This window comes from Vannielia sp. ABF1_015, from assembly GCF_056160745.1.
In genome coordinates this window covers 38,379-61,147 of record NZ_JBSWXT010000001.1, presented here as the reverse complement: position 1 = coordinate 61,147, position 22,769 = coordinate 38,379, and the positions used below count along the sequence as shown (strand labels likewise).

20 protein-coding genes are annotated in these 22,769 nt (G+C 64.4%); 12 read left to right on the top strand and 8 right to left on the bottom strand.

Features of this window, described 5'->3' with window-relative positions:
- Positions 1-2 precede the first annotated feature (2 nt).
- Genes ACXAG6_RS00275 through leuC form a run of 3 tightly spaced genes read right to left on the bottom strand, consistent with a single transcriptional unit; the run spans position 3 to position 2,970 of the window.
- Positions 3-953 (bottom strand): 3-hydroxyacyl-CoA dehydrogenase NAD-binding domain-containing protein, encoded by a 951-nt coding sequence (locus ACXAG6_RS00275; RefSeq protein WP_475333954.1) that lies wholly within the window; start codon positions 951-953, stop codon positions 3-5.
- Positions 950-1,567: a 3-isopropylmalate dehydratase small subunit gene (leuD, locus tag ACXAG6_RS00270; RefSeq protein WP_475333953.1), complete on the bottom strand. Its 618-nt coding sequence runs from the start codon at positions 1,565-1,567 to the stop codon at positions 950-952. Before leuD ends, ACXAG6_RS00275 begins: the two co-directional genes overlap by 4 nt.
- On the bottom strand, positions 1,567-2,970 hold the full coding sequence (gene leuC, locus ACXAG6_RS00265) for a 3-isopropylmalate dehydratase large subunit (RefSeq protein WP_475333952.1): 1,404 nt from the start codon (positions 2,968-2,970) through the stop codon (positions 1,567-1,569). The genes leuD and leuC overlap by 1 nt, the downstream gene beginning before the upstream one ends.
- A gap of 172 nt (positions 2,971-3,142) precedes the next feature.
- Here leuC and ACXAG6_RS00260 point away from each other — a divergent pair, with 172 nt between their 5' ends.
- Complete coding sequence (locus ACXAG6_RS00260) at positions 3,143-5,203, top strand: hydantoinase/oxoprolinase family protein (RefSeq protein ID WP_475333950.1); 2,061 nt, start codon at positions 3,143-3,145, stop codon at positions 5,201-5,203.
- A gap of 3 nt (positions 5,204-5,206) precedes the next feature.
- The gene (locus tag ACXAG6_RS00255) at positions 5,207-6,982 is read left to right on the top strand and encodes a hydantoinase B/oxoprolinase family protein (RefSeq protein ID WP_475333949.1); all 1,776 of its coding nucleotides are present in this window, start codon (positions 5,207-5,209) and stop codon (positions 6,980-6,982) included.
- Positions 6,983-7,047: 65 nt separating this feature from the next.
- On the opposite strand, the gene ACXAG6_RS00250 is transcribed toward ACXAG6_RS00255, so the two are convergent.
- A complete protein-coding gene (locus tag ACXAG6_RS00250) occupies positions 7,048-8,088 on the bottom strand; it encodes a LacI family DNA-binding transcriptional regulator (protein ID WP_475333948.1) in 1,041 nt (346 codons plus the stop codon).
- 131 nt (positions 8,089-8,219) lie between these two features.
- Here ACXAG6_RS00250 and ACXAG6_RS00245 point away from each other — a divergent pair, with 131 nt between their 5' ends.
- The 4 genes from ACXAG6_RS00245 to hisD all read left to right on the top strand — a co-directional run bounded on the left by ACXAG6_RS00245 (position 8,220) and on the right by hisD (position 13,341).
- Positions 8,220-9,332, top strand: a complete 1,113-nt coding sequence (locus tag ACXAG6_RS00245; RefSeq protein ID WP_475333946.1) for a sugar ABC transporter substrate-binding protein — start codon at positions 8,220-8,222, stop codon at positions 9,330-9,332.
- Between the two features lie 5 nt (positions 9,333-9,337).
- On the top strand, positions 9,338-10,945 hold the full coding sequence (locus ACXAG6_RS00240) for a sugar ABC transporter ATP-binding protein (protein WP_475333945.1): 1,608 nt from the start codon (positions 9,338-9,340) through the stop codon (positions 10,943-10,945).
- On the top strand, positions 10,942-11,949 hold the full coding sequence (locus ACXAG6_RS00235; RefSeq protein ID WP_475333944.1) for an ABC transporter permease: 1,008 nt from the start codon (positions 10,942-10,944) through the stop codon (positions 11,947-11,949). Before ACXAG6_RS00240 ends, ACXAG6_RS00235 begins: the two co-directional genes overlap by 4 nt.
- Before the next feature lie 81 nt (positions 11,950-12,030).
- A complete protein-coding gene (hisD, locus tag ACXAG6_RS00230) occupies positions 12,031-13,341 on the top strand; it encodes a histidinol dehydrogenase (RefSeq protein WP_475333942.1) in 1,311 nt (436 codons plus the stop codon).
- A gap of 94 nt (positions 13,342-13,435) precedes the next feature.
- Here the strand turns inward: hisD and ACXAG6_RS00225 are convergent, their stop codons facing one another.
- Both ACXAG6_RS00225 and ACXAG6_RS00220 read right to left on the bottom strand, forming a co-directional pair.
- Positions 13,436-14,314 (bottom strand): isocitrate lyase/PEP mutase family protein, encoded by an 879-nt coding sequence (locus ACXAG6_RS00225; RefSeq protein WP_475333941.1) that lies wholly within the window; start codon positions 14,312-14,314, stop codon positions 13,436-13,438.
- Complete coding sequence (locus ACXAG6_RS00220; protein ID WP_475333939.1) at positions 14,314-15,078, bottom strand: GntR family transcriptional regulator; 765 nt, start codon at positions 15,076-15,078, stop codon at positions 14,314-14,316. The genes ACXAG6_RS00225 and ACXAG6_RS00220 overlap by 1 nt, the downstream gene beginning before the upstream one ends.
- Before the next feature lie 206 nt (positions 15,079-15,284).
- Here ACXAG6_RS00220 and ACXAG6_RS00215 point away from each other — a divergent pair, with 206 nt between their 5' ends.
- The 5 genes from ACXAG6_RS00215 (at position 15,285) to ACXAG6_RS00195 (ending at position 20,394) form a co-directional block, all read left to right on the top strand.
- Positions 15,285-16,274: a Bug family tripartite tricarboxylate transporter substrate binding protein gene (locus ACXAG6_RS00215; protein WP_475333938.1), complete on the top strand. Its 990-nt coding sequence runs from the start codon at positions 15,285-15,287 to the stop codon at positions 16,272-16,274.
- Between the two features lie 108 nt (positions 16,275-16,382).
- Positions 16,383-16,907, top strand: a complete 525-nt coding sequence (locus ACXAG6_RS00210; protein WP_475333936.1) for a tripartite tricarboxylate transporter TctB family protein — start codon at positions 16,383-16,385, stop codon at positions 16,905-16,907.
- Between the two features lie 12 nt (positions 16,908-16,919).
- On the top strand, positions 16,920-18,434 hold the full coding sequence (locus ACXAG6_RS00205; RefSeq protein ID WP_475333935.1) for a tripartite tricarboxylate transporter permease: 1,515 nt from the start codon (positions 16,920-16,922) through the stop codon (positions 18,432-18,434).
- Positions 18,431-19,183 (top strand): SDR family NAD(P)-dependent oxidoreductase, encoded by a 753-nt coding sequence (locus ACXAG6_RS00200; protein ID WP_475333933.1) that lies wholly within the window; start codon positions 18,431-18,433, stop codon positions 19,181-19,183. The genes ACXAG6_RS00205 and ACXAG6_RS00200 overlap by 4 nt, the downstream gene beginning before the upstream one ends.
- Positions 19,184-19,227: 44 nt before the next feature.
- A complete protein-coding gene (locus tag ACXAG6_RS00195; RefSeq protein ID WP_475333932.1) occupies positions 19,228-20,394 on the top strand; it encodes an iron-containing alcohol dehydrogenase in 1,167 nt (388 codons plus the stop codon).
- Between the two features lie 2 nt (positions 20,395-20,396).
- Here the strand turns inward: ACXAG6_RS00195 and ACXAG6_RS00190 are convergent, their stop codons facing one another.
- Complete coding sequence (locus ACXAG6_RS00190) at positions 20,397-20,630, bottom strand: hypothetical protein (RefSeq protein WP_475333930.1); 234 nt, start codon at positions 20,628-20,630, stop codon at positions 20,397-20,399.
- Positions 20,631-21,207: 577 nt separating this feature from the next.
- Between ACXAG6_RS00190 and ACXAG6_RS00185 the strand changes: the two genes are divergently transcribed.
- Positions 21,208-21,591 carry a hypothetical protein gene (locus ACXAG6_RS00185; RefSeq protein ID WP_475333929.1) on the top strand — a complete coding sequence of 128 codons (384 nt, stop codon included), beginning with the start codon at positions 21,208-21,210 and terminating at the stop codon, positions 21,589-21,591.
- Positions 21,592-21,963: 372 nt separating this feature from the next.
- On the opposite strand, the gene ACXAG6_RS00180 is transcribed toward ACXAG6_RS00185, so the two are convergent.
- Positions 21,964-22,731, bottom strand: a complete 768-nt coding sequence (locus ACXAG6_RS00180) for a DeoR/GlpR family DNA-binding transcription regulator (protein ID WP_475333928.1) — start codon at positions 22,729-22,731, stop codon at positions 21,964-21,966.
- Positions 22,732-22,769 lie beyond the last annotated feature (38 nt).

The window sequence follows — 22,769 nt, the reverse complement described above, 5'->3', positions numbered from 1 at the left end:
GGTTACCGGCGCCCGGGGGCCTTGTCACTCTCCTGCAGGGCGCGGGTCTTGAGGATGCGCCCATCGCGCCATGCCTGTGCGCCGGGGATGGTTTCTACCGGCTGTTGCGCCGCCATCCGGGCGTGAATCTCGCCAGCCTGCTCCGGGGGCCAGTCGTAGGCCGTTTTCGCCTCGCGCCCCATGGTTTTCATCATGTCGCCGAGCTGGTCGACAAACCCCTGAAACCCCTCGCGAGCGTTGAGGTGCGCGGTCATGAAAGGCCCGATCGAGGCCCACCGCAAGGCGAGGCCCGAGGTGAGCACCTTGTCGATATCTTCCGGCGAGCAGTAGCCCTCGCCCACAAGGTGCATAGCCTCGGCCACCAGCGTGTATTGCAAACGGTTGAGCAAGAAGCCCTCGATCTCCCGGTTCAGCACCACCGGCTCCATTCCCGCCGCCTCGAAGAAGCTGCGCGCCCGGGCGATGGTGTCTTGCGTGGTGTCGCCGCTGCCGCAGAGCTCCACCAGCGGGATGTGCGAGGGCGGGTTGACCGGATGCGCCACCAGCGCGCGCGTCGGGTTGAGCACATCGCGCAGGAAGTGCGAGCCGGGCAGGGCGGAAGTGGAAGACATCAGCAGCGCATCAGTCGGGGCGGCCGCGCCGATCTCGGCAAAAAGCGCCTGCTTGATTGCGAGATCCTCGCGCACGCTTTCCTGCACGGCTTCAACGCCCTCCACCGCCTGCGCCAGTGACGCCGCGGGGACGATCCGTGCCAGTGCCGCCTCCGCGCTCTCACCGGTGGGTCGCGCTGTGGCAAGCTCTTCGAGCGTGCGGCGGATGCGGGGCAGGGCGAAGTCTTCCACCGTTCCGGGCACAGCATCGAAAAGGCGCACCTCGTATCCGGCGCGGGCGTAAACTGCCGCCCATGCGCTGCCGACCGTGCCGGTGCCGATGCAGGCAACGGCGCGGGTCATGCCTCCGCCCCGGTCAGTGCCGCCAGCCGCTCGCGGCTTAGCTCAAGCCAATGCGGACGGGCTTGCTCGAAGGTGGCGATCTGGTCGGCATGGTCTTCCAGCACAAGGCCGATGTCATCCAGGCCGTCGAGCAGCATCCGCTTTCGGTGCGCATCCAGCTCAAAGCTGATCACCTCGCCGGAGGGTAGGCGAATCTCCTGCGCGGCCACGTCAATCTCGATCTCTTCTCCTTCCTTTGCGGCGGCTTCTACAGGCGCAATTTCATCGGCCGTCAACCTGATCGGAAGCACCCCACTCTTGAAGCAGTTCGAAAAGAAGATCTCTCCGAAGCTGCGACCGATCACGCAGCGCACCCCAAGGTCGGCAAGGCACCAGACGGCCTGCTCGCGCGACGAGCCGGTGCCGAAGTTTTCACCAACCACCAGCACCGACGCCCCTTTCCAGGGCTCGCGATCGAGCGGAAAATCAGCCCCGCGCCAATCGGCGAAGGCGTGTTTTCCCAGCCCCACGCGATCCATCAGCAGCAGGAACCGGGCAGGAAAGATGATGTCGGTGTCGATGGCGTTTTGCAGGATCGGGGCGACCTTGCTGCGGATTGTCCTGAGCGGTTCCATCACAGAAGCTCCCTTACATCGGTCAGGCGCCCGGTTACGGCGGCGGCGGCGGCCATCTGGGGTGAGACGAGGTGCGTGCGCCCGCCCGCGCCCTGGCGGCCTTCGAAGTTGCGGTTGGAGGTGGAAGCGCAGCGTTGGCCAGCCTCGATGGTGTCGCCGTTCATGCCGACGCACATCGAGCAGCCTGCCTCTCGCCATTCAAAGCCCGCCGCGAGGAACACCTCGTGCAGCCCCTCGGCCTCTGCCGCCGCCCGCACGGCAGCCGAGCCGGGCACGGCGATGGCCGCCACGCTGCCGGCCACATGCCGTCCCTTCAACACGGCTGCGGCGGCGCGCAGGTCTTCCAGCCGACCGTTGGTGCAAGAGCCGATGAACACGCGGTCAACGGGTATGTCGGCCAGCTTTTGGCCTGGGGTCAGCCCCATGTAGGCGAGGCTCTTGCGCATGCGCTCGGCCCGGTTCGGATCGGCAATCGCGCCGGGGTCCGGCACCTCGCCCGTCACCGCGCTGGTCTGCTCCGGTGTCGTACCCCAGGAGACCTGCGGCGCGAGCTGCGAGGTGTCAAAGGTTATTTCTTTGTCGAACACGGCATCCGGGTCGGAGGGCAGGGCTCGCCAAACTGCCATCGCCGCATCCCAATCCGCCCCTTCCGGCGCCAGCGGCCGGCCTTCGAGATAGCGGAAGGTGGTTTCGTCGGGGGCCACCATGCCGACCCGGCTGCCGGCCTCAATCGCCATGTTGCACAGCGTCATCCGCGCTTCCATGGAAAGGGCCCGCGTGGTGTCTCCGGCAAACTCGATCGCATATCCCACGCCGCCGCCCGTGCCGATCTCCGAAATCAGGGCGAGAATCACGTCCTTCACGGTTACGCCCGCCGGAAGCCCGCCTGTCAGGTTCACCCGCATGGTCTTCTGCTTGGTCTGGCGCAAGCATTGGGTCGCAAAGACTGCACCGCATTCCGAAGCCCCGATACCGAAGGCCAGACATCCGAAGGCCCCGTGGGTCGACGTGTGGCTGTCGCCGCAAACCAAGATGGAACCCGGCAGTGTAAAGCCGGTCTCCGGCCCGATCACATGAACGATTCCATGCCGGTCGCCGTCGAGCGCAACATAGGGCACGTCATGCTTGGCCACGTTCTCCTTGAGCCGCGCCACCTGCTTGCGGGCCAACTCGCTCTTGATCGTTGCACCCCTGTCTTTCGTCGGCACCGCATGGTCTGCCACCGCCAGCTGAAGCTCCGGTCGCCGCATTGGAAGGCCGGTCTTGTCGAGATAGGCAAAGGACTGCGGCGTAGACACCTCGTGCACGAGGTGGCGATCCACGTAAACAAGAGCCTCTCCGCCCCCGAAATCATGCACTACGTGGCTGTCCCAGATCTTCTCGTAAAGCGTCTTTCCCGGCATTCTCGCCCGTTCCTCCAGAAGTGGGGCGCAAGGGCACCCGTAAAATTCTCTTGAACTGTGCTCGATGTTAGGCTCTGTTGAATACGCATTCAAGCGGTAATGCTCGGGGCCAGACTCAGCCCGGTCCAGCGCGCCGCATAGAGTAAAAAACACCTAGGACAGGGAGAGTTTCATGAGGTTGGGAGTCGATGTTGGCGGAACCTTCACGGATCTGCTGCTGCATGATGATGCAGCCCAGAAGACATATAGGGCGAAAACACCCTCCACGCCCGAAGATCAGTCGATCGGGGTCTCAGAGGGCGTGCGCCTGATCTGCGAGAAGGCCGGCGTGAAGCCCGAGGATATCTCGCTTGTCCTGCACGGCACCACCGTTGCCACAAACGCGGTGCTTGAGGGCAAGGGCGCGCGTGTGGGTCTGCTCACCACCGCCGGATTCGAGCATGTGCTCCACCTCGCCAAGTCCTGGACGCCCGGCCCGCTCTTCGGCTGGATCGTGATGGACAAGCCCGATCCGCTGGCCGCGCTCAAGGACACCCGTGGCATCCCTGAGCGAATGGACGCACGCGGCAACGTGGTGACCGAATTGGACGAAGCGGCCGCGACCGCCCTGATCAAGGATCTTTGCGGTTCCGGTATTGAGGCGCTCACCATCTCGCTGATGCACTCTTACGCCAACCCGGCCCACGAGCAGCGCCTCCGCGAGATCGTGCTGGAGCACTTCCCCGAGATGCACGTCTCGCTCTCCTCCGACATCCTGCCCGAATTCCGCGAGTATGACCGTGCGATAACCACGGTGATGAACGACTATGTTCGCCCGATCATGACCCGCTACCTCAGCCGTATCGAGCGCCGCCTCGATGAGGTAGGGGTTACGAGCCGGCTCCATATCGTCCGCTCCGACGGCGGCCTGATGAGCGCCGAGGCAGCGGCGCAGCGGCCCGTGCACACCGTTCTTTCTGGCCCGGCAGGTGGGGTGACGGCCACCGCCATGGTGGCCCGCCGCACCGGCCTCAAGAAGCTTCTGGCCTTCGACATGGGCGGCACCTCAACCGATGTGTCGGTCATCCTCGATGGCGAGGCCACGATCACCCGCTCCACCGATGTGGGATATTTCCCGGCCAAGGTGCCCACATTGGACGTGCGCTCGGTGGGCGCGGGCGGCGGCTCCATCGCCGAAATTTCCGAGCTGACCAACTCGCTCCGCGTCGGCCCGCGCTCTGCCGGGGCCATGCCCGGCCCCGTGGCCTACGGCCGTGGCGGCACCGAGCCAACGGTCTCCGATGCCAACGTGGTGCTCGGCTACCTGCCGCCCAAGCTGCTGGGCGGTGACATGAGCCTCGATCTCGAAGGCGCCCGCGAGGCAGTCGACAAGGTCGGCAAGCCGCTGGAGCTTTCCCCCGAGGCCGCCGCACAGGGCATTCTCGACATCGCAAACGAGGTGATGCTCGGCGCGCTGCGGGTCATCACCGTGCAGCGCGGGCTCGATCCGCGCGACTTCGGCATCGTCGCTTTCGGCGGCGCCGGCCCGCTCCACGCCAACGCGATGGCGCAGGTGCTCGGCTGCTACCCGGTGGTCGTGCCCCACAATCCCGGCGTGCTCTCAGCGCTGGGCTTCCTCGAAGCCGAGTTCAAGAACGAGATGGTCCGCACCCTGATCGGCTCGGTCGCCGGCATGAACGATGCCGAACTCTTCGAGCACTTCGCCTCCCTGCGCGAAAAGGCCGTAGCCTGGCTCGACGAAGAAAGGGTCGATGAGGCCGACCGTGGCCTGACCTACACCGTCGATCTACGCTACGAACAGCAGGGCTTCGAGGTTTCGATCGACGTGCCCGCCGAGGTGGTCGAAAAGGCCTCCGGCCTCGAAACGGTGCTGGATGACTTCCACACCACCCACGAGCGCCTCTACGGCGTGCGCTTCGACCTGCCCATCGAGCTGGTCGCCCTGCGTGTCGTGGCCACTGGCGCCACGCCCCCCGTCGAGGAGGCCGCGCCCGCCGAGGGCACGACCGACATTGCCGAGGCCACGATGGAAACCCGCAAGGGCTACTTCGGCGGCGCATGGGTCGATACCCCGCATGTTGACCGCGACAAGCTCGCCGCCGGGGCCCGTGTCGAGGGCCCGGCCATCATCCGACAGTACGATACAACGACCGTACTCCTGCCCGATCACTACGCCGAGGTGCATCCCACCGGCAATCTGCTGATCTGGCCCACCGAGAAGAAGGGAGCCTGAACCATGAGCAAGAAAGTCGATCCCATCGTTCTCGACCTGATCGAGAACGCCCTGCTGAACGCCCGCTTCGAGATGGACAGCGTGGTCGTCCGCGTCGCCCTTTCTCCGGTGATCCGCGAACAGCACGACGAGTTCCCGATGATCTGCGACCCGGAGGGCCGGATGATCGTCGGCCAGTTCGGCTCGTACATTCCTGCCATCGTCGAGGAGTACGGCAACGACATCCACGAAGGTGACATCTTCGTCTGGAACGACCCCTACGCCTGCAAGGGCTCGATCTCGCACAACAACGACTGGTGCGTGATGATGCCGATCTTCCACGAGGGCGTGCACGTGGGCTTCTCCTCGATCTTCGGCCACATGGTCGACGTGGGCGGCAAGGTGCCCGGCTCCATGCCGTCGGATGCGCGCACGATCTGGGAAGAGGGCCTGCGTGTGCCCCCGGTCAAGATCTACGAGAAGGGCGTGCTCAACGAGGGCGTGCTCAAGGTCATGCTCAACAACACCCGTACCCCCGACATGAACCGTGCCGACCTGATGGCGCTGGTGGCGGGCTGCCGCACGGCGGCGCAGCGGGTGCGCGAAACCTGCGACCGCTTCGGGCGGGAAACCTACCTCGATGCCTGCGGCCTCCTGCTCGACCGGACCCGCGAGGCGATGCGCGTGCTGATCAACAAGTACATCCCCGAGGAGCCGGTGAGCTTTACCGACTACGTCGATGATGACGGCGTCGGCAACGGCCCCTTCAAGATGAAACTGTCGATTTACCGGCGCGGCGATACCGCCGTCTTCGACTGGACCGGCACCGACGATCAGGCCGAGGGGCCGATCAACTTTCACATCCACGAGGGGCTCTGCAAGCTGTTCTTCGGGGTCTACATGATCATGGCCTTCGATCCGAAGATCATGTTCAACGAGGGCTTTTACGACCTCTTCGAGATCGTTCTGCCCGAGGGCTCCCTGCTGAATCCCAAGTTCCCGGCCGCCCTGTCGAACCGGCTCAACACCCACACCCGCTTCTTCGACTGCCAGGCCGGGGCGCTGGGCCAGCGTGCGCCGCACTTGTCGATGGCGGCGGGCTACGGCACCAGCCCGCATTTCATCTTCACCGGGCAGGACAGCAATGGAAAGTACTTCCAGCTGATGGAGCTGCTCTTCGGCGGCGTGCCCGGCCGTCCGCGCGGCGACGGTCTCGACGGTCACGCCTGGTGGCCGCTCTTCTCCGCCACGCCCATCGAGTACATCGAAAACTACTACCCGGTGATCGTCGACAGCTATCGCCCGGTGAAGGATGCGGGCGGGGCCGGGCTGCACCGGGGCGGGGCAGGTATCGAAAAGACCTACCGCGTGCTCGAAGCCGGTTCGATCTCGATCCACGATGACCGTGAGGTGGTGCCGCCCTGGGGCATTAACGGCGGCCTGCACGGCGGCACGTCGAGCAAGTGGATCATCCGTGCAGGCTCCGAAGAGCGTGAGCGCATCCCATCCAAGCTCGACAATCTCAAGGTCGAGCCGGGCGACAGGATCGTCTTCATCACGGCGGGCTCTGGCGGCTGGGGCGATCCGCTCGAGCGTCCGGCGGAGAAGGTCTTGGCCGATGTGCAGAACGATCTCGTCTCCCGCGAGAAGGCCGAAGAGAGTTATGGCGTCATCATCTCCGAGGCCGATGTGCTCGATACTTCGGCTACGTCAAAGCTGCGCGAGAAGATGAAGGCCGAGCGCGGCGCGCCGTCAGCCTTCGACTTCGGCTTCATTCCCGGCGTCCACGCCGCCGAGTAACCACTTTCCCACTCACGGAAAATCAGGCGTCGCCCCCCGGGGCGGCGCCTTTTTCGTTGTCAGGATCAATCCTCTCGGAACTGGATGGTGACGCCCGGGATCATGTCCCCCTGGATCACCCGGAGCGCCGCAGGCGCGCCTTCGTCGGATTTTGCTGCATCGAGCAATTCGAGCGTTTCCGTCACCATCCGCTCGATCGGCTGGCGCACGGTGGCAAGACGGTAGGGCTCACGCTGGGCCTCCCGGATACCATCGAACCCGGCCAGCATTATATCGTCGGGGATTCTCATGTTGAAATGGCCTCGTAACGCATCCGCGCAGCCGATTGCCATGATGTCATTGACGCCAAAGATCGCGTCCGGCCAGTCCCCAAGCGGCCCGTCGAATCGCGACACCGTGGCGCGATAGGCCCCCGCATAGCTGGATTGACCGTCGATCTCCTCAACTTCGGTGCCTTTCAGTTTTTCCAGCCCGCCCCGGAAACCCTGAACCCGCGCCATGCTGGTCGAGCCCACCGGGTCGCCGCGCATAACGAGAAACTTGCGCGCACCCGCAGCGTGCATCCGCCGTGCCAGCGCTGCCGCGCCGCCTTCGTTGTCGCACAGCACAGTGGGCAGTTTCGCGCCTGGAACCAAGCGGTTATACATGATGACCGGAATACCCAGCCCTTCCGACAGCTTGACCATGCTTGATGTCACCGTGGCCGAGGTCACCACCACGCCATCCACCGGGTAGCGCAGCGCCTGCATCATCACGTCATCGCTATTTTGGTCTTCCTGTACCGTGAAGGCCAGCACCTGACGCCCTGTGCGCTGAATGTGCTCCACAAAGCACTGCAGGCTCTCGGAGTAGAATGGGTTGTTCAGGTTGCCGCTGATCACCGCCACGATCTTTGATGAACTGCGCGAAAGGCTGGAGGCAAAGACGTTAGGCACGTAGCCCAGCTCGCGGGCGGCGGCGAGGATCCGGTCGCGCTTTTCCTTCGCGATCGGCGCTCCCGGGTTGAACGCCCGCGACACCGCAGGTTGCGACACACCAGCGAGCTTGGCCACCTCGTACGACGTCACCCGTGATCTCTTGGCCCTCGGGGCCTTGCTCTTAGCCATTCGAGCTCCGTCGCTAAACAATCAAGACAGGATCATTGACAGGTTAGGAGCGAAACGCAAAGATGTGAATGCGTATTCAACAACCCGGACGAGTCACTGAAAAACGCGCCGGGCCCAACGGAGGTACCAAGATGAAGCTCAACAAGACTCTCGGCACGCTCGCGGCCCTTGCCGCGCTCGGCGCGCCCGCTGCCCTATACGCGCAGGATGGCGACGCGATGACCCGCGCCAAGGAAGCGCTCGCCGCCTACACCGCCAAGCCCGAGTTCGTGGCCCCCGGCGAGCCCTTCGATATCCGCCAGTGCGCGGCGGGCAAGAAGATGCTCTCGATCCCCAACAACTCTTCCAACCCCTTCCTCAAGGGCATCATCGACCGGATGAAGGCGGTCGGCGATGAGATCGGCCTCGAAGTCGTCGAGTGGGAAAACCAGGGCCAGCCCAGCCAGTGGGTTCAGGGCTTTGACTATGCCATCCGTGACGGTTTCGACGTGATCGACCTGATCTCCGGCATTTCGCCCGACACCGTCGAGCCGCAGATCACCGCTGCCAACGAGGCTGGCATCAAGGTGATGACCTCGCACTTCTACGATCCCTCCTTCGAGCCGAACCCGCTAATCTCCAGCTCCCTGCCCATCGGCTTCAACGAGATCGGCCGTATCCTTGCAAACTGGACCGCCGTTAACACCGACGGCAAAGGCAAGATCGCGGTGATCGTGTCGCGCGAGGTGCCGCCCACTATTCCGCTGATCGACGGCTTTACCGAAGAGCTGGCCGCAAACTGCCCCGAGTGCGAGATCGTGACCGAGATCAACGTGGGCGTGGCCGAATGGGGCACCAAAATCCAACCCTCCGTTCAGTCGGCGCTGCAGGCCAACCCCGAGATCGACGTGGTAATCCCGATCTACGACTCGATGGCACAGTTCGTCGTGCCCGCCCTGCGCCTGACCGGCAAGCTCGGCGAGGTGAAGGTTGCCACCTTCAACGGCACGCCTTTCGTGCTCGACTTCATCCAGCAGGGCGCCGTGTCGATGGACATCGGTGAAAGCCTCGATTGGATCGCCTACGCCACCGTCGATGGCCACATGCGCGATCTTTGCGGCCTTGAAGTGCCTGCCAAGCTCGAGGTGCCCTTCTACATCTTCGACGAGAGCAACGCAGCCGACGCCGGCACGCCTGCCCAGTTCGATACCGGCTACGGCGATGCCTACATCTCCGGCTTCCGCACGCTCTGGGGCTTGGAATAACACCCGTGCAGATCGTGACAGAAACACCCGCAGTATCGCGGGCCGGCGCCTCCCCAAAAGGGGGGGCGCCAACCATCAGCCTCACCGGCATCTCCAAGACCTTTCGGGCCACACGTGCGCTCGATGACGTGTCCCTTGAGGTGCGCCCGGGAGAGGTTCACGGATTGCTGGGCACCAACGGCTCCGGCAAATCCACCCTGATCAAGATCCTCGCCGGCTACCACGCCCCCGATCCCGGCGGCCGCCTTCTGTTCAATGGCGAGGAGGTCGCGCTGCCGCTTGCGGCCTCCGATTTCCGCCGCCTCGGCATGAGCTTCGTGCACCAGAACCTCGGGCTCCTGCCGTCGCTCACCGTGCTCGAAAACCTGCGCCTCAAGCAGATCGCCGTCACGCCTCGCCTGCGCATCAACTGGCGTGCCGAGAAGGCCGCGGCCCAGGCCGTGCTCGATCGCTACGGCCTAGATATCGAACAGTGGCGCCGCGTCGACGAACTGGATGCCGTCAACCGCGCCCTGCTGGCCATCGTCCGCGCCTTCGAAGAAATCCGCGAAACCTGCGAAGTCACCGGCAAGCCCGGCCTCGTCCTGCTGGACGAGCCAACGCCCTTTTTGCCCGAAGAGGGGGTCAAACGCCTCTTCGCCCTCATGCGCGAGATCGCCGACAGTGGCTCCTCGGTCATGTTCATCTCTCATGACATCGACGAAGTGATGGAAATCACCGACCGCGCCACCATTCTCCGCGATGGCCGGGTGTCGGGCAGTGTCGAAACCAGCTCAGCCACTCACGCCGAGATGATCGAGCTCATCATCGGCCGTTCCCTCGCTGCACTCTCCGATACCGGCCCCGAGCTGCGTAGTTTTGCGCCCGGCGCCCGGGTCGAGGGCCTCACCGGCCCCGGCCTGCCGCCTTGCGACCTCGATGTGGGCAAGGGCGAGATCGTCGGCCTAACCGGCCTTATCGGCTCGGGCTATGACCGCGTCCCTTACCTCGCCTTCGGGGCCACCCCCGCCAAGGCGGGAAGTCTGACCCTGGGCGACAGCCATCACCAGCTGCGCAGCATGACCCCCGCCAAGGCCATCAACGAGGGCCTCGCCCTCCTACCCGGCGACCGGGATGCCAAGAGCGGCGTGCCCACGCTTTCCATCGCCGACAACATGCTCCTGCCCGACATCTCCGACTGGTTCCGGGGTTTGCGCCTGCGCAACCGTGCCATGCGGAAAGAGGCTGAGCGGCTTGGCGAGGTCTACGAGGTGCGCCCCAACGACCCCGACCGGCCCCTTGCCTCGCTTTCGGGGGGTAACGCCCAAAAGGTGCTGATCGCCCGCTGGATGAAGCGCAAGCCGAAACTGTTGATGCTCGACGAGCCAACTCAGGGTGTCGATGTGGGCACCCGCGCCCGCATCTTCGACGCGCTGAAGGCCGAGGCCGCCGAGGGCATGTCGGTGCTTTGCGCCAGCTCGGATGCCGAACAGCTCGCCCATATCTGCGACCGCGTGCTGGTATTCGCCCGCGGCCGGGTCGTGCGCGAGCTGCGCGGACCGGAGGTGACCAAAGACCATATTACGCAGGCCTGCTACGCCTCGCTCGAAACACAAGACCGGAGCCAAGAATGACAGACGCACCAAGCGCCGCCTACGACGAGGAGCGCGCCCGCACTCGCGCCCGCCGCCTCCACATGTTCGAACGTTACGCCCTGCTGTTGGTCTGGGCGTTGCTGATCCTCGGGTTCAGCCTTGCCCTGCCCAACTCCTTCCCGCGCTGGGGCAACTTCTCGATCCTCTTCGCCTCTTACGCGCCCGCCGCGCTGCTGGCACTGGCCATCATCATCCCGCTCACATCGGGAGATTACGACCTCTCGGTTGGCGCGGTAATGACCCTGTCGTCTTGCATGATCGCGGTGCTGAATGCATGGATGGGGCTGCCGATCCTGCTCTGCCTGCTGCTTTCCGTGCTCGCAGGCGTGGCGGTTGGCCTCTTCCATGCCTTCTTCATCGTCTATGTCCGCATTCCCTCGTTGGTGGTCACGCTTGGCTCCACCTCCCTGATCTCCGGCATCGTGCAGTGGTTCACCAACTCCTCCACCATCGGCGGCATCGACAACGCGCTGATCATGTCGGTCGTTGGCGGGCGGCTCTTTGGGGTGCCCTATGCCTTCTACTACGCTTTCGCGGCGGTGGTGGTGCTTTGGTACATCTTCGATTTCACCCCGCTTGGCCGCCGCTTGCTCTTCGTGGGCCGTGGGCGCGAGGTGGCGCGGCTCAACGGCATCGCGGTGGAGAAGGTGCGCGTGGGGGCGCTCGTGGCCTCCTCGGTCGTGGCCTCCTGCGCGGGGATCCTCTACGCAGGCGTGCTCGGCTCAGCCGATCCCTACTCGGGCCTCAACTACCTGCTGCCGGCCTTTGCCGCCGCCTTCCTTGGCTCGACTACGATCATGCCGGGGCGGTTCAACCCCTGGGGTGCCATGGTGGCCGTCTACTTCCTCGGCACCGGCATCACTGGGCTGACGATGCTGGGCATTCCGCTCTGGGTCACCAACGTATTCAACGGCGGCGCACTGATCCTCGCCGTGGCGATCTCGCAGTTCACCCGTGGCCGCGAAGCCCCCGATATCGGCTGAAGTCCTCGGCTCACTACAGATCCGCGCCGGGGCCCCTGTCTCGGCGCTTTCATATCCAAACTCACTTTCAGGGAGGCATGAATGCCCATCACCTATCTCAAGCGCGGCAAGTCAGAAGACGAGCGCAGCGGCGATAACGCCAAAGTCCGCGCCGCGGTCGAGAGCACGCTGGCCGATATCGAAGCGCGCGGCGACACCGCCGTGCGTGAGCTTTCGGAGAAGTTCGACAGCTACAGCCCGCCCGCCTTCCGCCTCAGCGACAGCGAGATCGAGGCGCTGATGCACAAGGTGACAGCCCGCGAGATGGCCGACATCGAGTTTGCCCAAACGCAGGTGCGCCGCTTTGCCGAGGCGCAGCGGGCTTCCATGACCGATGTCGAGGTCGAGACCCTGCCGGGGGTCGTGCTGGGCCACAAGAACATCCCTGTGCAGTCGGTGGGCTGCTACGTGCCGGGCGGCAAGTTTCCCATGGTGGCTTCGGCCCATATGTCGGTGCTTACCGCTTCCGTCGCGGGCGTGCCGCGCATTGCCGCCGCGACCCCGCCCTTCAAGGGTGCGCCCAACCCGGCGGTCATCGCGGCCATGGCCAAGGGCGGCGCACATGAAATCTACGTGCTCGGCGGCATCCAGGCCGTGGGGGCCCTCGCCATCGGCACCGAAACGATCGACCCGGTGCACATGCTGGTCGGCCCGGGCAACGCCTTCGTGGCGGAGGCCAAGCGCCAGCTCTTCGGTCGTGTCGGCATCGACCTTTTCGCCGGACCCACCGAAACCCTCGTGATCGCGGATGAAACGGTTGATGCAGAGCTTTGCGCTACCGACCTTCTCGGCCAAGCCGAACACGGCTACGACAGCCCGGCGGTTCTTGTCACCAACTCTCGCAAGCTCGCCGAGGAGACCCTGAAGGAGATCGACCGCCTGCTCCAGATCCTGCCCACCGCCGAGACCGCTGGCGCGAGCTGGCGCGACTACGGCGAGGTGATCCTTTGCGACACCTACGAGGAGATGCTCGAAGCCGCCGAAGAGCTCGCCTCGGAGCATGCGCAGGTCATGACCGACCGCGACGACTGGTTTCTGGAGAACATGCGCAGCTACGGGGCCCTCTTCCTTGGCCCGCGTACCAACGTGGCCAATGGCGACAAGGTGATCGGCACCAACCACACCCTGCCGACCAAGAAGGCGGGCCGCTACACCGGCGGGCTCTGGGTCGGCAAGTTCCTCAAGACCCACAGCTACCAGCGGGTCACGACCGACGAGGCCGCCGCCAGCATCGGGGCCTATGGCTCGCGGCTCTGCATGCTCGAGGGCTTCGTGGGCCATGCCGAACAGTGCAACCTGCGTGTCCGGCGCTACGGCGGCCAGAACGTGCCCTACGGCGGCGCGGCAGAGTAAGCCCAAAAGAGAAGGGCCGGGGAGAGGACCCGGCCCTTCTTTCACGCCGCGCAATGCCCGCGCGGCATGGGGGAGCTTTTAGGGGCGTTACCCTTTACTCGGCAGCCTCGGGCACGTCGCCCCACTTCTGTTCAAACTCCCAGACCTCGGAAAAACCGATCAGGGTGTTGAATTCCTGAAAGTCGAACAGTGGCACATCGGGCGAAAGCGAGGTGCCGGTTTCCTTCAGCGTTGCCAGCGCCTTCTCGACGGCAGCAGCCGCGGCGAGGCCGGTGATTGCGGGGAAGATGGCAAGGCTGTAGCCGATCTCCTCCAGTTTCTTCGCCGGCAGGATCGGGGTACGCCCCCCGTCGGCCATGTTCGCCATCATCGGCGCGTCGATCCGCTCACAGGCCTCGCGCATCTCTTCCTCGGTATCGAGCGCCTCAAGGAAGACAACATCGGCCCCCGCATCGCGGTAACGCAGCCCGCGCTCCACGGTGGCCTCGAAGCCTTCCATCGCCTTAGCATCCGTCCGGGCGATGATCATGGTGTCGGCGCCTTCGCGGGCGTCGCAGGCCACCTTGATCTTCTGCACCATCTCCTCGGCCGGGATCACCTGCTTATAGGGCGTGTGGCCGCATTTCTTTGGAAAGCGCTGATCCTCCATTTGGATGCCCGTGGCCCCGGCCTCGACGTAGCCGCGCACCGTATGCGCCACGTTAAGCAACCCGCCAAAGCCGGTGTCGGCATCGGCGATCACCGCTGCATTGCAGGTGCGCGACAGCGTTTGCAGACGGCGCAGCATTTCGGTGTAGGTGGTGATTCCCGCGTCAGGCAGCCCCTCCACCGAGGCGGTGCCCCAGTAGCCGGAGGAGTAGACAAAATCGAGACCGACCTTGTTGGCGACAACCGCCGAGATCATGTCGTGGATGCCGGGGGCAGTTACGAACTGCCCTGCGTCAAGGGCCGCGCGGAGGCTGGGTTTGCTCATCAATCGTTTTCCTTCTGTGAAACATCGTTGCGTGTGTCGCGCCCCGCCTTGCCGCGGGAGCCGGGCTCCTTTGGGGTGGGGACGTCATGGGTGCCTTTGAAAATTCGCGTTGTGGCGAGCACATGGGCGCGCATCACCGCACCCGCCCATGCGGCCTCGCCCGCGCCGATGGCCTTGACCAGCTGCCGGTGATCCGAGAGCGAGCGCTCCACGTCCTCCTGCTCGAAGAGCCGGTAGGAGCGCACCAGAAAGCCGAGGTCCATCAGGTTCAGCGCGATCTCTTCCAGCCGCTGGTTGCCCGATAGCCGAAGGATCCTCGCGTGGAAATCGCGGTTCATCTCCGAGTATCCCGCCACGTCGCGCAACGGAGCGCCCGCGGCCTTCTCCATTCGGCGGGCAAGAGACTCGAGCTCTTCGACGTCGCGGGGGGTGGCGTTTTTCGCCGCCCGGGCCGCTGCTTCCGATTCGATGATGGCCCGCGTTTCGAAAACGTCGCGCGCATCCTGCGCCGACCATCCCTTCACCAGCGCGCCAGCATGGGGTGACAGGGTGACAAACCCCTCCGATGCGAGCCGTCGCAGCGCCTCGCGCACCGGCGTGCGAGACACCTCGAACGCCTCGGCAAGTGATTCCTCGGTCAGCCGGTCGCCCACGCCGTAACGCCCGCCTGCGATATCGTCGCGCAGCGTCTCATATACCCGCAGCGAGGCGGTCTTGCGGCGGCCAGAGCCGCCTTGCGCGGTGTTTTGGTCAGCGAGTTTCATAACCATTCCTCCAATCGCCTCAACATGACACGACGATTGCCGAAAATTTAGTCAGATCATAGATTGTATGCAATTGAGCGGCAAGAGGAGTAATCTACGGCAACTTCTTGACCTATTGTATGCAATCAATAATGTTGCAGGCATTCGGATGCTCGGCGCACGGATTGCGCCCTGCCAGGATGAACGAACCCTTGGGAGGAACAGAAATGACCTTTTCACTTGGCCGCAGGGCCTTCTTTGCCGCGATGGCGGCGCTCGGCCTCACGGCGACGGGAGCCATGGCGCAGGAGGCCTACGAGCCCGGCCGCCTCGAAATCATCGTGCCCTTCAACCCCGGCGGCTCCGCCGACCGTCTGGCCCGCTCCATCGGCCAGTTTTTGCCCGAAGAGCTTGGCGTGCCCGTGACCGTCACCAACCGCCCCGGCGGCAGCGGTGCGCTTGGCCACACCTACTTCCTGCAGCAGCCCGATGACGGCTCGGTTGCGCTGGTGTCCCCGGTGAATCCTTACCTCATCTCCAACATCCTGCGCGGGCAGGGCATGCTGGACTGGGACAAGTTCCACTTCGTGAACGGCCAATGGCAGGACTACTACGTGCTGCTGGTGAACAAGGAGCAGCCGTTCCAGACCGCGGGCGAGCTGATCCAGTTCATCAAGGACAACCCCGGCGAGGCGACCTCGGCCATCATCAACGGTGACGGCGCACACCTCGCGCAGGTCATCATGCTCGAAAAGCTGGGCCTTGCCTCCGATGCGATCAACTTCATCAGCTACGATGGCGGCGCTCCCATGCGCACCGCGCTGGCCGGCAACCAGGTGACTTTCTCGCTTATTTCCGCGCTGGGCTCTTCCGTCATCGCCGATGACGTGCGCCCGCTGGCCGTCATCAAGGCAGAGCCCGACGATCTGTGGGACGCACCCAACATCAACGAAGTGCTTAGCGAATTCGGCACCGAGATCCCGATGATCTCCGCCGACCTGCGCAGCTTCGTCGTGCACAAGAGCTTTGCCGAAAACAGCCCCGAGACTTACGAGGCGCTCGTCTCCGCCTATCAGCGGATGCTCAACCGCGAAGACTACAAGGCCTTCATCGAAGAAGGCCAGATCGGCGGCGACTGGATGGGCCCGGAGGCCACGGCTGCCTCGCTCGAAGAGAGCTACGCAGCCTTCTCCCAGTACGTAGACGCGCTGGAGTAATCCCGAACAAGGGGGGCGGGTGCATTGTGCCCGGCCTCCCACCCCTTGCGCCCCAGTCCGCTATCCCGCGGTCCGGGGCGCAAGGCACCCGGAGGAGGAGAGATAAACATGCGCGAAGTCATGAGGCACCTGAGCGGAACTGCCGGGCACCTGCTGCTGCTTGCAGGCTTTGCCGCCTATGCCCTGTGGTATGCGCTCGATGCATGGGCAGCGCAGGCCAAGGTCCAGAACATGCTGCTGATCGGCCCCGCCGCCGCGCTGGCAGGCGTAGTGATCGCCCTGATCTTCGTCCGCGAAGTCCTGCGCTGGCGTGCGGGTAAGCCAACCGAAACGGCAGCAGATGCGCAGGATTTCGAATCCGTCCCCCCCGCCTTGGCCACTGACGGCGATACCCGCAGCTTCCGCGAGGCCTGGGGCACGCCGCTTTCGGCGGCGCTGCTCGGGGTCTACGTCATCGCCATGCCGGTCCTTGGCTTCGATGTGGCAACCGTTCTCTACATCGCGCTCTGCATGATCCTTCAGGGCGCCCGCGACTGGCGCATCATCGCAGGCTTCTCCCTCGTGGCCGGGCTGCTGCCGATATGGGCCATCGAAAAGATGCTCTCGATCCCCGTTCCAACCCTTTTTCTCTGAGCCGAGGCTGACATGATCGATCTTGCCGCCGCCAGCGACGCCATTGCCCTCCTCGCCGGAAACCCCATGGCCTGGCTGGTCGTGCCCGTCGGCCTGCTCATCGGCCTCGCCTTCGGCGTACTGCCGGGCCTGTCGGTGCCCATCGCCATGGCCGTGTTCCTGCCCTTCACCCTCTATATGGATTTCCTCTCGGCCATCCTCTTCCTCACCGCCATCTTCACCGGCGGCGGCTTCGGCGGCTCAGTGCCGGCGATCCTGATGAACGTGCCGGGCACCACGGCCGCAATCGCGACCTGCTTCGATGGCTACCCCATGGCAAGGCAGGGCCGCCACAACGAGGCCCTCGGCCTCGCGCTGGCCGCCTCCACGGTGGGCACGATCATCGGCTATTCTCTGCTTTTCGTCCTGCTCGAGCCGATCTCGCGCCTGGTGCTGAAACTGGGCGCACCCGAGCTTTTTCTCGTCGCCGTGGCGGGCCTCTTCCTGATTGCCGCACTCTCCGGAAAGTTCTTCTGGCGCGGCGTGCTGGCCGGGGCCCTCGGGCTGATGCTGGGCACCATGGGCATGAGCTCATCTGGCGTCATGCGTGGAACGATGGGCTCCATGTACATGCTCGACGGCATCGAAGTGACCGCAGCCATCATCGGCCTTTTCGCCGCCTCCGAGATCTTCGCTCTCGTCAAGAGCGACTACATCGTGGCCGATGCCTCGGCCCGCGAGGTGAAGCTGTCGCGCATCGCAAAGGGGTTCACCGGAGCGTTCAAACACTGGTACCTGATGGTCCGAGGCGGCGTGATCGGTGCTGGTGTTGGCTCGGTGCCGGGCGTCGGCTCGACTGTGGCCAACCTTGTCAGCTACTCCTTTGCACGCACCCGGTCGAAAACGAAGGACAGCTTCGGCAAGGGCAACCCAGAGGGCGTCATCGCTGCCGAAGCCGCAAACTCCTCCTCGGAGGGCGGCTCCATGGTGGCGCTTCTGGCCTTGGGCATTCCCGGCGGCGCAGGCACCGCGATCATGCTGGGCGCATTCGCCATGCATAACGTTACAGGCGGCCCCCGTTTTGTCTCCGACAACAAAGAGATCGTCTATGCCATCATCGGCGGCAACCTCGTTCAGGCAATCCTGTTAGCGGGCATCGGTCTGCTCTTCCTCCGCATCGCCGTGACCATAGTGAAGGTGCCGCTGCGCTACCTGCTGCCGGTCATTACCGTGCTCACCGTCATCGGCTCCTATGCCCTGTCGCAAAACATGGTCGGGCCGATAACCCTCGCAGGCGGCGCCATCCTCGGCCTCGTCATGAAGCACTACAACTACCCGGTTGTCGCCATGGTGATCGGCCTGCTTCTTGGCCGGATGATGGAGGGCAACCTCCTGCGCACATGGCAGCTTGGCCGTGGTGATCTGACAATCTTCTTCGAACGGCCGATCTCGCTCGGCCTGCTCATAGCCCTCTGCCTCGTGGCGATCCTGCCCTTCGCGATGAAGCGCGTGAGCGCCCGGCTCGAACAGCAACGGAAAGAAACATGACTCAGCAGTTTTGCCTCGACGGAAAGCGCGCCCTTGTCACCGGAGCGGGCAGGGGGATCGGCCGCGCCGTGGCGGAGGGGCTGGCCGAGGCCGGGGCCGAGGTGACCCTCGCCGCGCGATCTGAACCGGAGCTGGAGGCCGCGGTTGCCGAAATTCGCGCCGCCGGCGGCAAGGCGCACGCCCTGCCGCTTGATGTGACCGACTCTGCCGCCTGCCGCGCGGCATTGGCCGAGCGTCCTGCCTTCCATGTGCTGGTCAACAATGCGGGCACCAACCGCCCCAAACCGCTCGCGGAGGTCACCGAGGACGATCTCGATGCCGTCATGAGCCTCAATCTTCACTCGGTCATCTTGCTCACCCGCGAGGTGACGGGCCGGATGCTGGCTGAAGGCGTAGCGGGGTCGGTCATCACCATGTCGTCCCAGATGGGCCACGTGGGAGCCGCTAACCGCACGCTCTACTGCGCCTCCAAGTGGGCCATCGAGGGGTTCACAAAGGCGCTCGCGGTAGAACTGGGGCCGCAGGGCATCCGCGTGAACACCATCTGCCCCACCTTCATTGAAACGCCGATGACAGCCCCCTTCTTCAAAGATCCGGCCTTCCGCGCCGACGTTCTGAAAAAGATCAAGCTGGGCCGTCTCGGGCAGCCCTCCGACATCACCGGTGCCGCCATCTTTCTGGCCTCCGAGGCCTCCGCTCTTATGACCGGCTCTGCTCTCATGCTCGACGGCGGCTGGACCGCCGACTAACGCCTGCCACCTCACCCCAAGAACACCGCAAGGAGCTCCGCACAATGACCCGCGCTATCCCGTCTTTCACCTTCGACACGCCCGGCTCCATGCTCGTCGAATGGGGCGGCGCGGCACGGATCGGGGCGCTCCTGCGCGGCTGGTTCTCCCAGCGCAACCTGCTGATCGTGACTGACCGCTTCTTGCACGAAAACGGCCTGCTGGCACCCGCGCTTGGCTCTCTGGAGGCTGAAGGTTTCAACGTGACCGTCTTCGACAGCGTCGTCGCCGACCCGCCCGAGCAGGTACTCATGTCCTGTGTCGAGCAGGGCAGGTCTGCGGGGGCCGATATTGTTCTCGGGCTCGGCGGCGGGTCGTCGATGGATATCGCCAAGCTCGCCGCCGTCATGCTGGTCTCCGAGCAGCCCCTGTCGGAGCTCTACGGCATCGGCAATGTGCAGGGCGGCCGGGTGCCTCTGGTGCAGGTGCCCACCACTGCTGGCACCGGCTCCGAGGTGACCAACATCACCATCCTGACCACCGGCGAAACCACCAAGATGGGCATCGTCGCGCCCCAGCTCTACGCCGATCGCGTCCTGCTGGACGCCGAGCTAACCGTGGGCCTGCCCCGCGCCCAGACGGCGGCCACCGGCATTGACGCGATGGTCCATGCCATCGAGGCCTTCACCAGCCGTCACCGCAAGAACCCGCTATCCGACCTCTTCGCACGCGAGGCCCTGCGCCTTATGGCTGCCAACCTGCTGCCAGCCTGCGAAGACGGCAGCAACCGCGCCGCGCGCGAGGCCATGCTGCTTGGCTCCAACCTCGCGGGCCAGGCGTTTTCCAACAGCCCCGTGGCCGCCGTGCACGCCTTGGCCTATCCGCTCGGCGGGCACTACCACTTGCCTCACGGTCTCACCAACGCCCTCATGCTCGGCCCGGTGCTCCGTTTCAACATGGCCGCCGCCGCTCCGCTCTACGCCGAGCTGGCCGACGTCGTCCTCGGGCCCTCCAAGGCCGACGCGCAGACCCGGTCCGCGGAGTTCGTGAACTTCATGCAAGACCTGATGGATCGCTCCGGCGCGCCCTTGCGGTTGCGCGATGTCGACGTGCCGGAAGCCGACCTGCCTATGCTGGCCCGCGATGCCATGCTGCAATCCCGGCTCTTGGTGAATAACCCTGTTGATGTCACCGAGGCCGATGCTCTTCACCTTTACCGTCAGGCCTATTGAACTCAGGCCAACGTATCGTGTTGCACCCAGTAGGCTTGGCAGGCCATCGGTTGCAGCGTCTGCATAAACCCGTCTTCGATGGCCCCAGTAAGCACCGGGCGGATCAGGATCACGCGCTTCGCCTTATTGGATGCGGCAAGCGGCTTGGCTCTGCTCCGAGCGAGTTTTGCGAGGTACTCGCAGACCATCCCTACCTTGAACTTGGCTATGTCGTGCTTGCGGAAGTACGAAAGCAATCCTGCCTTCGGCCGTGACAGAATGCGATTGTCCCTGTGGGACCAATTCGCTCTCGTCGAATCCGCCTCAAAGATCGCCTCTAGAAAAGAGTATAGCCGTTTTGTGGTGTATCGACCAAGTCTCGGCCGCTCACCGGCTTCTATTTTTCAATATCTTGTCGAGGGGCTTTGGTAACGGAGGAGGGACTTGAACCCCCGACCCAGTGCATCGTGCAGCGAGGTGCGTCGGTCGGGCTTGGAGCAGTGTGTGCCGGTCGGGGTATGTGGTAAGGGGGGCTTTGGTAGCGGAGGAGGGACTTGAACCCCCGACACGCGGATTATGATTCCGCTCTGCTTACTGAAAACACTGCACAATTTCTCCAAAGGGGGCGCTATGCGCCTTATGGAGATCAATGGGTTGCGAGGTTTTTGCAAAACGCAGCCGGCACTCTCCTGCCGCCTCCGCCCCGTCTTCCGCTCTCATTACGGCTCCCAATCTGGTGGCAGCGACGAAACGCATCCCTCGAGTCGCCTTGCTATAACCACAAGCACGGCGGTCCGTGTTCGCCGATCAACCTCTCAAGAGCACCACGACACCATGACCTACCATTCACCTTATGACACTAACGCCGGGCGGCGCCTGTTGGCGCGTGAACTCGGGAACCACCTCTTTAATATTCGCTTCCATTACTTCGTCACCTTGGCGACGAACAATCGGCGCCTGAGCTCGATCGAGATGCGCGACCCTCTGAAGCGTTGCGACGCTAAGGTGAACAGGAAGCTCCTTGGACCGAAACGGCAGAAACGCTTCGATTCACGGCTTTTCTGGGTCGCTTTCCTTGAGAAAGCGGAGGGTGATACTCACAGGCAACTTATCGTCCAACTCGCCCCAGCGCCCTCTGTTACCGGTGCCACATCGCGCCAGTCGACGTTTGCTGTGCATGTCCGCCCGCCTGAAGCAGAGTTGAGTGAGAAGGCGTGAAGTCCGGCGGACGTTTGGTTGCCATTGTGCCGCAATCTACGGGACGAAAGAGCAATAGGTCGCCTACCCTGCCTCCGGTCAGCGCCCGCGCTTTATCTTCAGAGGTCACGGACCGCTATGGAGGGTGAGATATAGGTAAACAGCGAACGGACGCCCCAGCCACGGAGGAAAGGCTGGAGAGACCATGGTCGCTGGATCCCTTCAAAGTCCTAGGAAATCCACTGCTTGTCCATTCGGATGCATCTCGGCGCCGCCGCTTCCGGTGTGCGCAATTCTGCCTCTATGTGCGGCGACGGCTCAGAACTTCCGTCCATCCGCAGACGGAAGTGAGGCTTGTCGTTGGCTGGTCTACCGCGCCGAAACCCTGGCCGATCATACCTCCAGCAGTTCGCAGCCTGCGGCTTCCGCTTTCTGGCGCAGGACAGCCGGGAACTGACCGCCGCAGACGACCGTGTCGAGATCGGTGAGCGCGCCGCAGGCGAAGGGGATTTCGCGATCGAGCTTGGTCTGATCGACAACCAGAACCCGCTTGCGCCCCGCCGCCGTGATCGCCTTGCGGGCGCGCACCTCTTCGAGGTTAAAGTCGAGAAGTCGACCATCGCCGGATAGTCCGCCCACCGAGAAAACCGCGAAATCGAAGCGCAGCCCGGCAAAAAACTCCGCGCTCTCGGCGCCGATGAAATCGAGGTCGCGCAGCCGCACCTTGCCGCCTGCTAGCAGCACACTAATCCGCCGCGCCATGCGCAGCGCAAGCACGACGTGGATGTTGTTGGTGGCCACGGTCAGCCCCTCGTGGCCCACCAGGGCGCGGGCCACCGCCTCGACAGTGGTGCCGGTGCCCAGCGCGAGGGTCGCGCCGTTGGGCACGATCCCGGCCACGGCAGCGCCGATCCTCGCCTTTTCGTCGCGTGACGTTTCCTGCCGCGGCTGGTAGTCGATGTTCTCGCTGGAGGTGGCCAGGCTCGCCCCGCCGTGGCGTCGGCGCACGATCCGGGCTTCGTCGAGCGCGCGAAGATCGGCGCGTAGGGTCTGCACCGATACCCCGAGCATGTCGGACAGGGCGTTGGCGGACAGCTCGCCATAGCTGGAGAGCAGGTTGACGATGCGGTCGCGGCGCCGGGCGCCCTCGCTTGTCTTCATGTTCGTTCGAACCTCCCCACTGCGCACGGGGCGCCTTC

Coding starts and splice junctions, on each gene's coding strand:
- ACXAG6_RS00195 (WP_475333932.1), top strand. CDS start 19,228: ATGACCCGCGCTATCCCGTCTTTCACCTTCGACACGCCCGGCTCCATG.
- ACXAG6_RS00225 (WP_475333941.1), bottom strand. CDS start 14,314: ATGAGCAAACCCAGCCTCCGCGCGGCCCTTGACGCAGGGCAGTTCGTA.
- ACXAG6_RS00245 (WP_475333946.1), top strand. CDS start 8,220: ATGAAGCTCAACAAGACTCTCGGCACGCTCGCGGCCCTTGCCGCGCTC.
- ACXAG6_RS00180 (WP_475333928.1), bottom strand. CDS start 22,731: ATGAAGACAAGCGAGGGCGCCCGGCGCCGCGACCGCATCGTCAACCTG.
- ACXAG6_RS00235 (WP_475333944.1), top strand. CDS start 10,942: ATGACAGACGCACCAAGCGCCGCCTACGACGAGGAGCGCGCCCGCACT.
- hisD (WP_475333942.1), top strand. CDS start 12,031: ATGCCCATCACCTATCTCAAGCGCGGCAAGTCAGAAGACGAGCGCAGC.
- ACXAG6_RS00215 (WP_475333938.1), top strand. CDS start 15,285: ATGACCTTTTCACTTGGCCGCAGGGCCTTCTTTGCCGCGATGGCGGCG.
- ACXAG6_RS00220 (WP_475333939.1), bottom strand. CDS start 15,078: ATGAAACTCGCTGACCAAAACACCGCGCAAGGCGGCTCTGGCCGCCGC.
- ACXAG6_RS00185 (WP_475333929.1), top strand. CDS start 21,208: ATGACCTACCATTCACCTTATGACACTAACGCCGGGCGGCGCCTGTTG.
- ACXAG6_RS00200 (WP_475333933.1), top strand. CDS start 18,431: ATGACTCAGCAGTTTTGCCTCGACGGAAAGCGCGCCCTTGTCACCGGA.
- ACXAG6_RS00255 (WP_475333949.1), top strand. CDS start 5,207: ATGAGCAAGAAAGTCGATCCCATCGTTCTCGACCTGATCGAGAACGCC.
- ACXAG6_RS00205 (WP_475333935.1), top strand. CDS start 16,920: ATGATCGATCTTGCCGCCGCCAGCGACGCCATTGCCCTCCTCGCCGGA.
- ACXAG6_RS00260 (WP_475333950.1), top strand. CDS start 3,143: ATGAGGTTGGGAGTCGATGTTGGCGGAACCTTCACGGATCTGCTGCTG.
- leuC (WP_475333952.1), bottom strand. CDS start 2,970: ATGCCGGGAAAGACGCTTTACGAGAAGATCTGGGACAGCCACGTAGTG.
- ACXAG6_RS00250 (WP_475333948.1), bottom strand. CDS start 8,088: ATGGCTAAGAGCAAGGCCCCGAGGGCCAAGAGATCACGGGTGACGTCG.
- ACXAG6_RS00275 (WP_475333954.1), bottom strand. CDS start 953: ATGACCCGCGCCGTTGCCTGCATCGGCACCGGCACGGTCGGCAGCGCA.
- leuD (WP_475333953.1), bottom strand. CDS start 1,567: ATGGAACCGCTCAGGACAATCCGCAGCAAGGTCGCCCCGATCCTGCAA.
- ACXAG6_RS00210 (WP_475333936.1), top strand. CDS start 16,383: ATGCGCGAAGTCATGAGGCACCTGAGCGGAACTGCCGGGCACCTGCTG.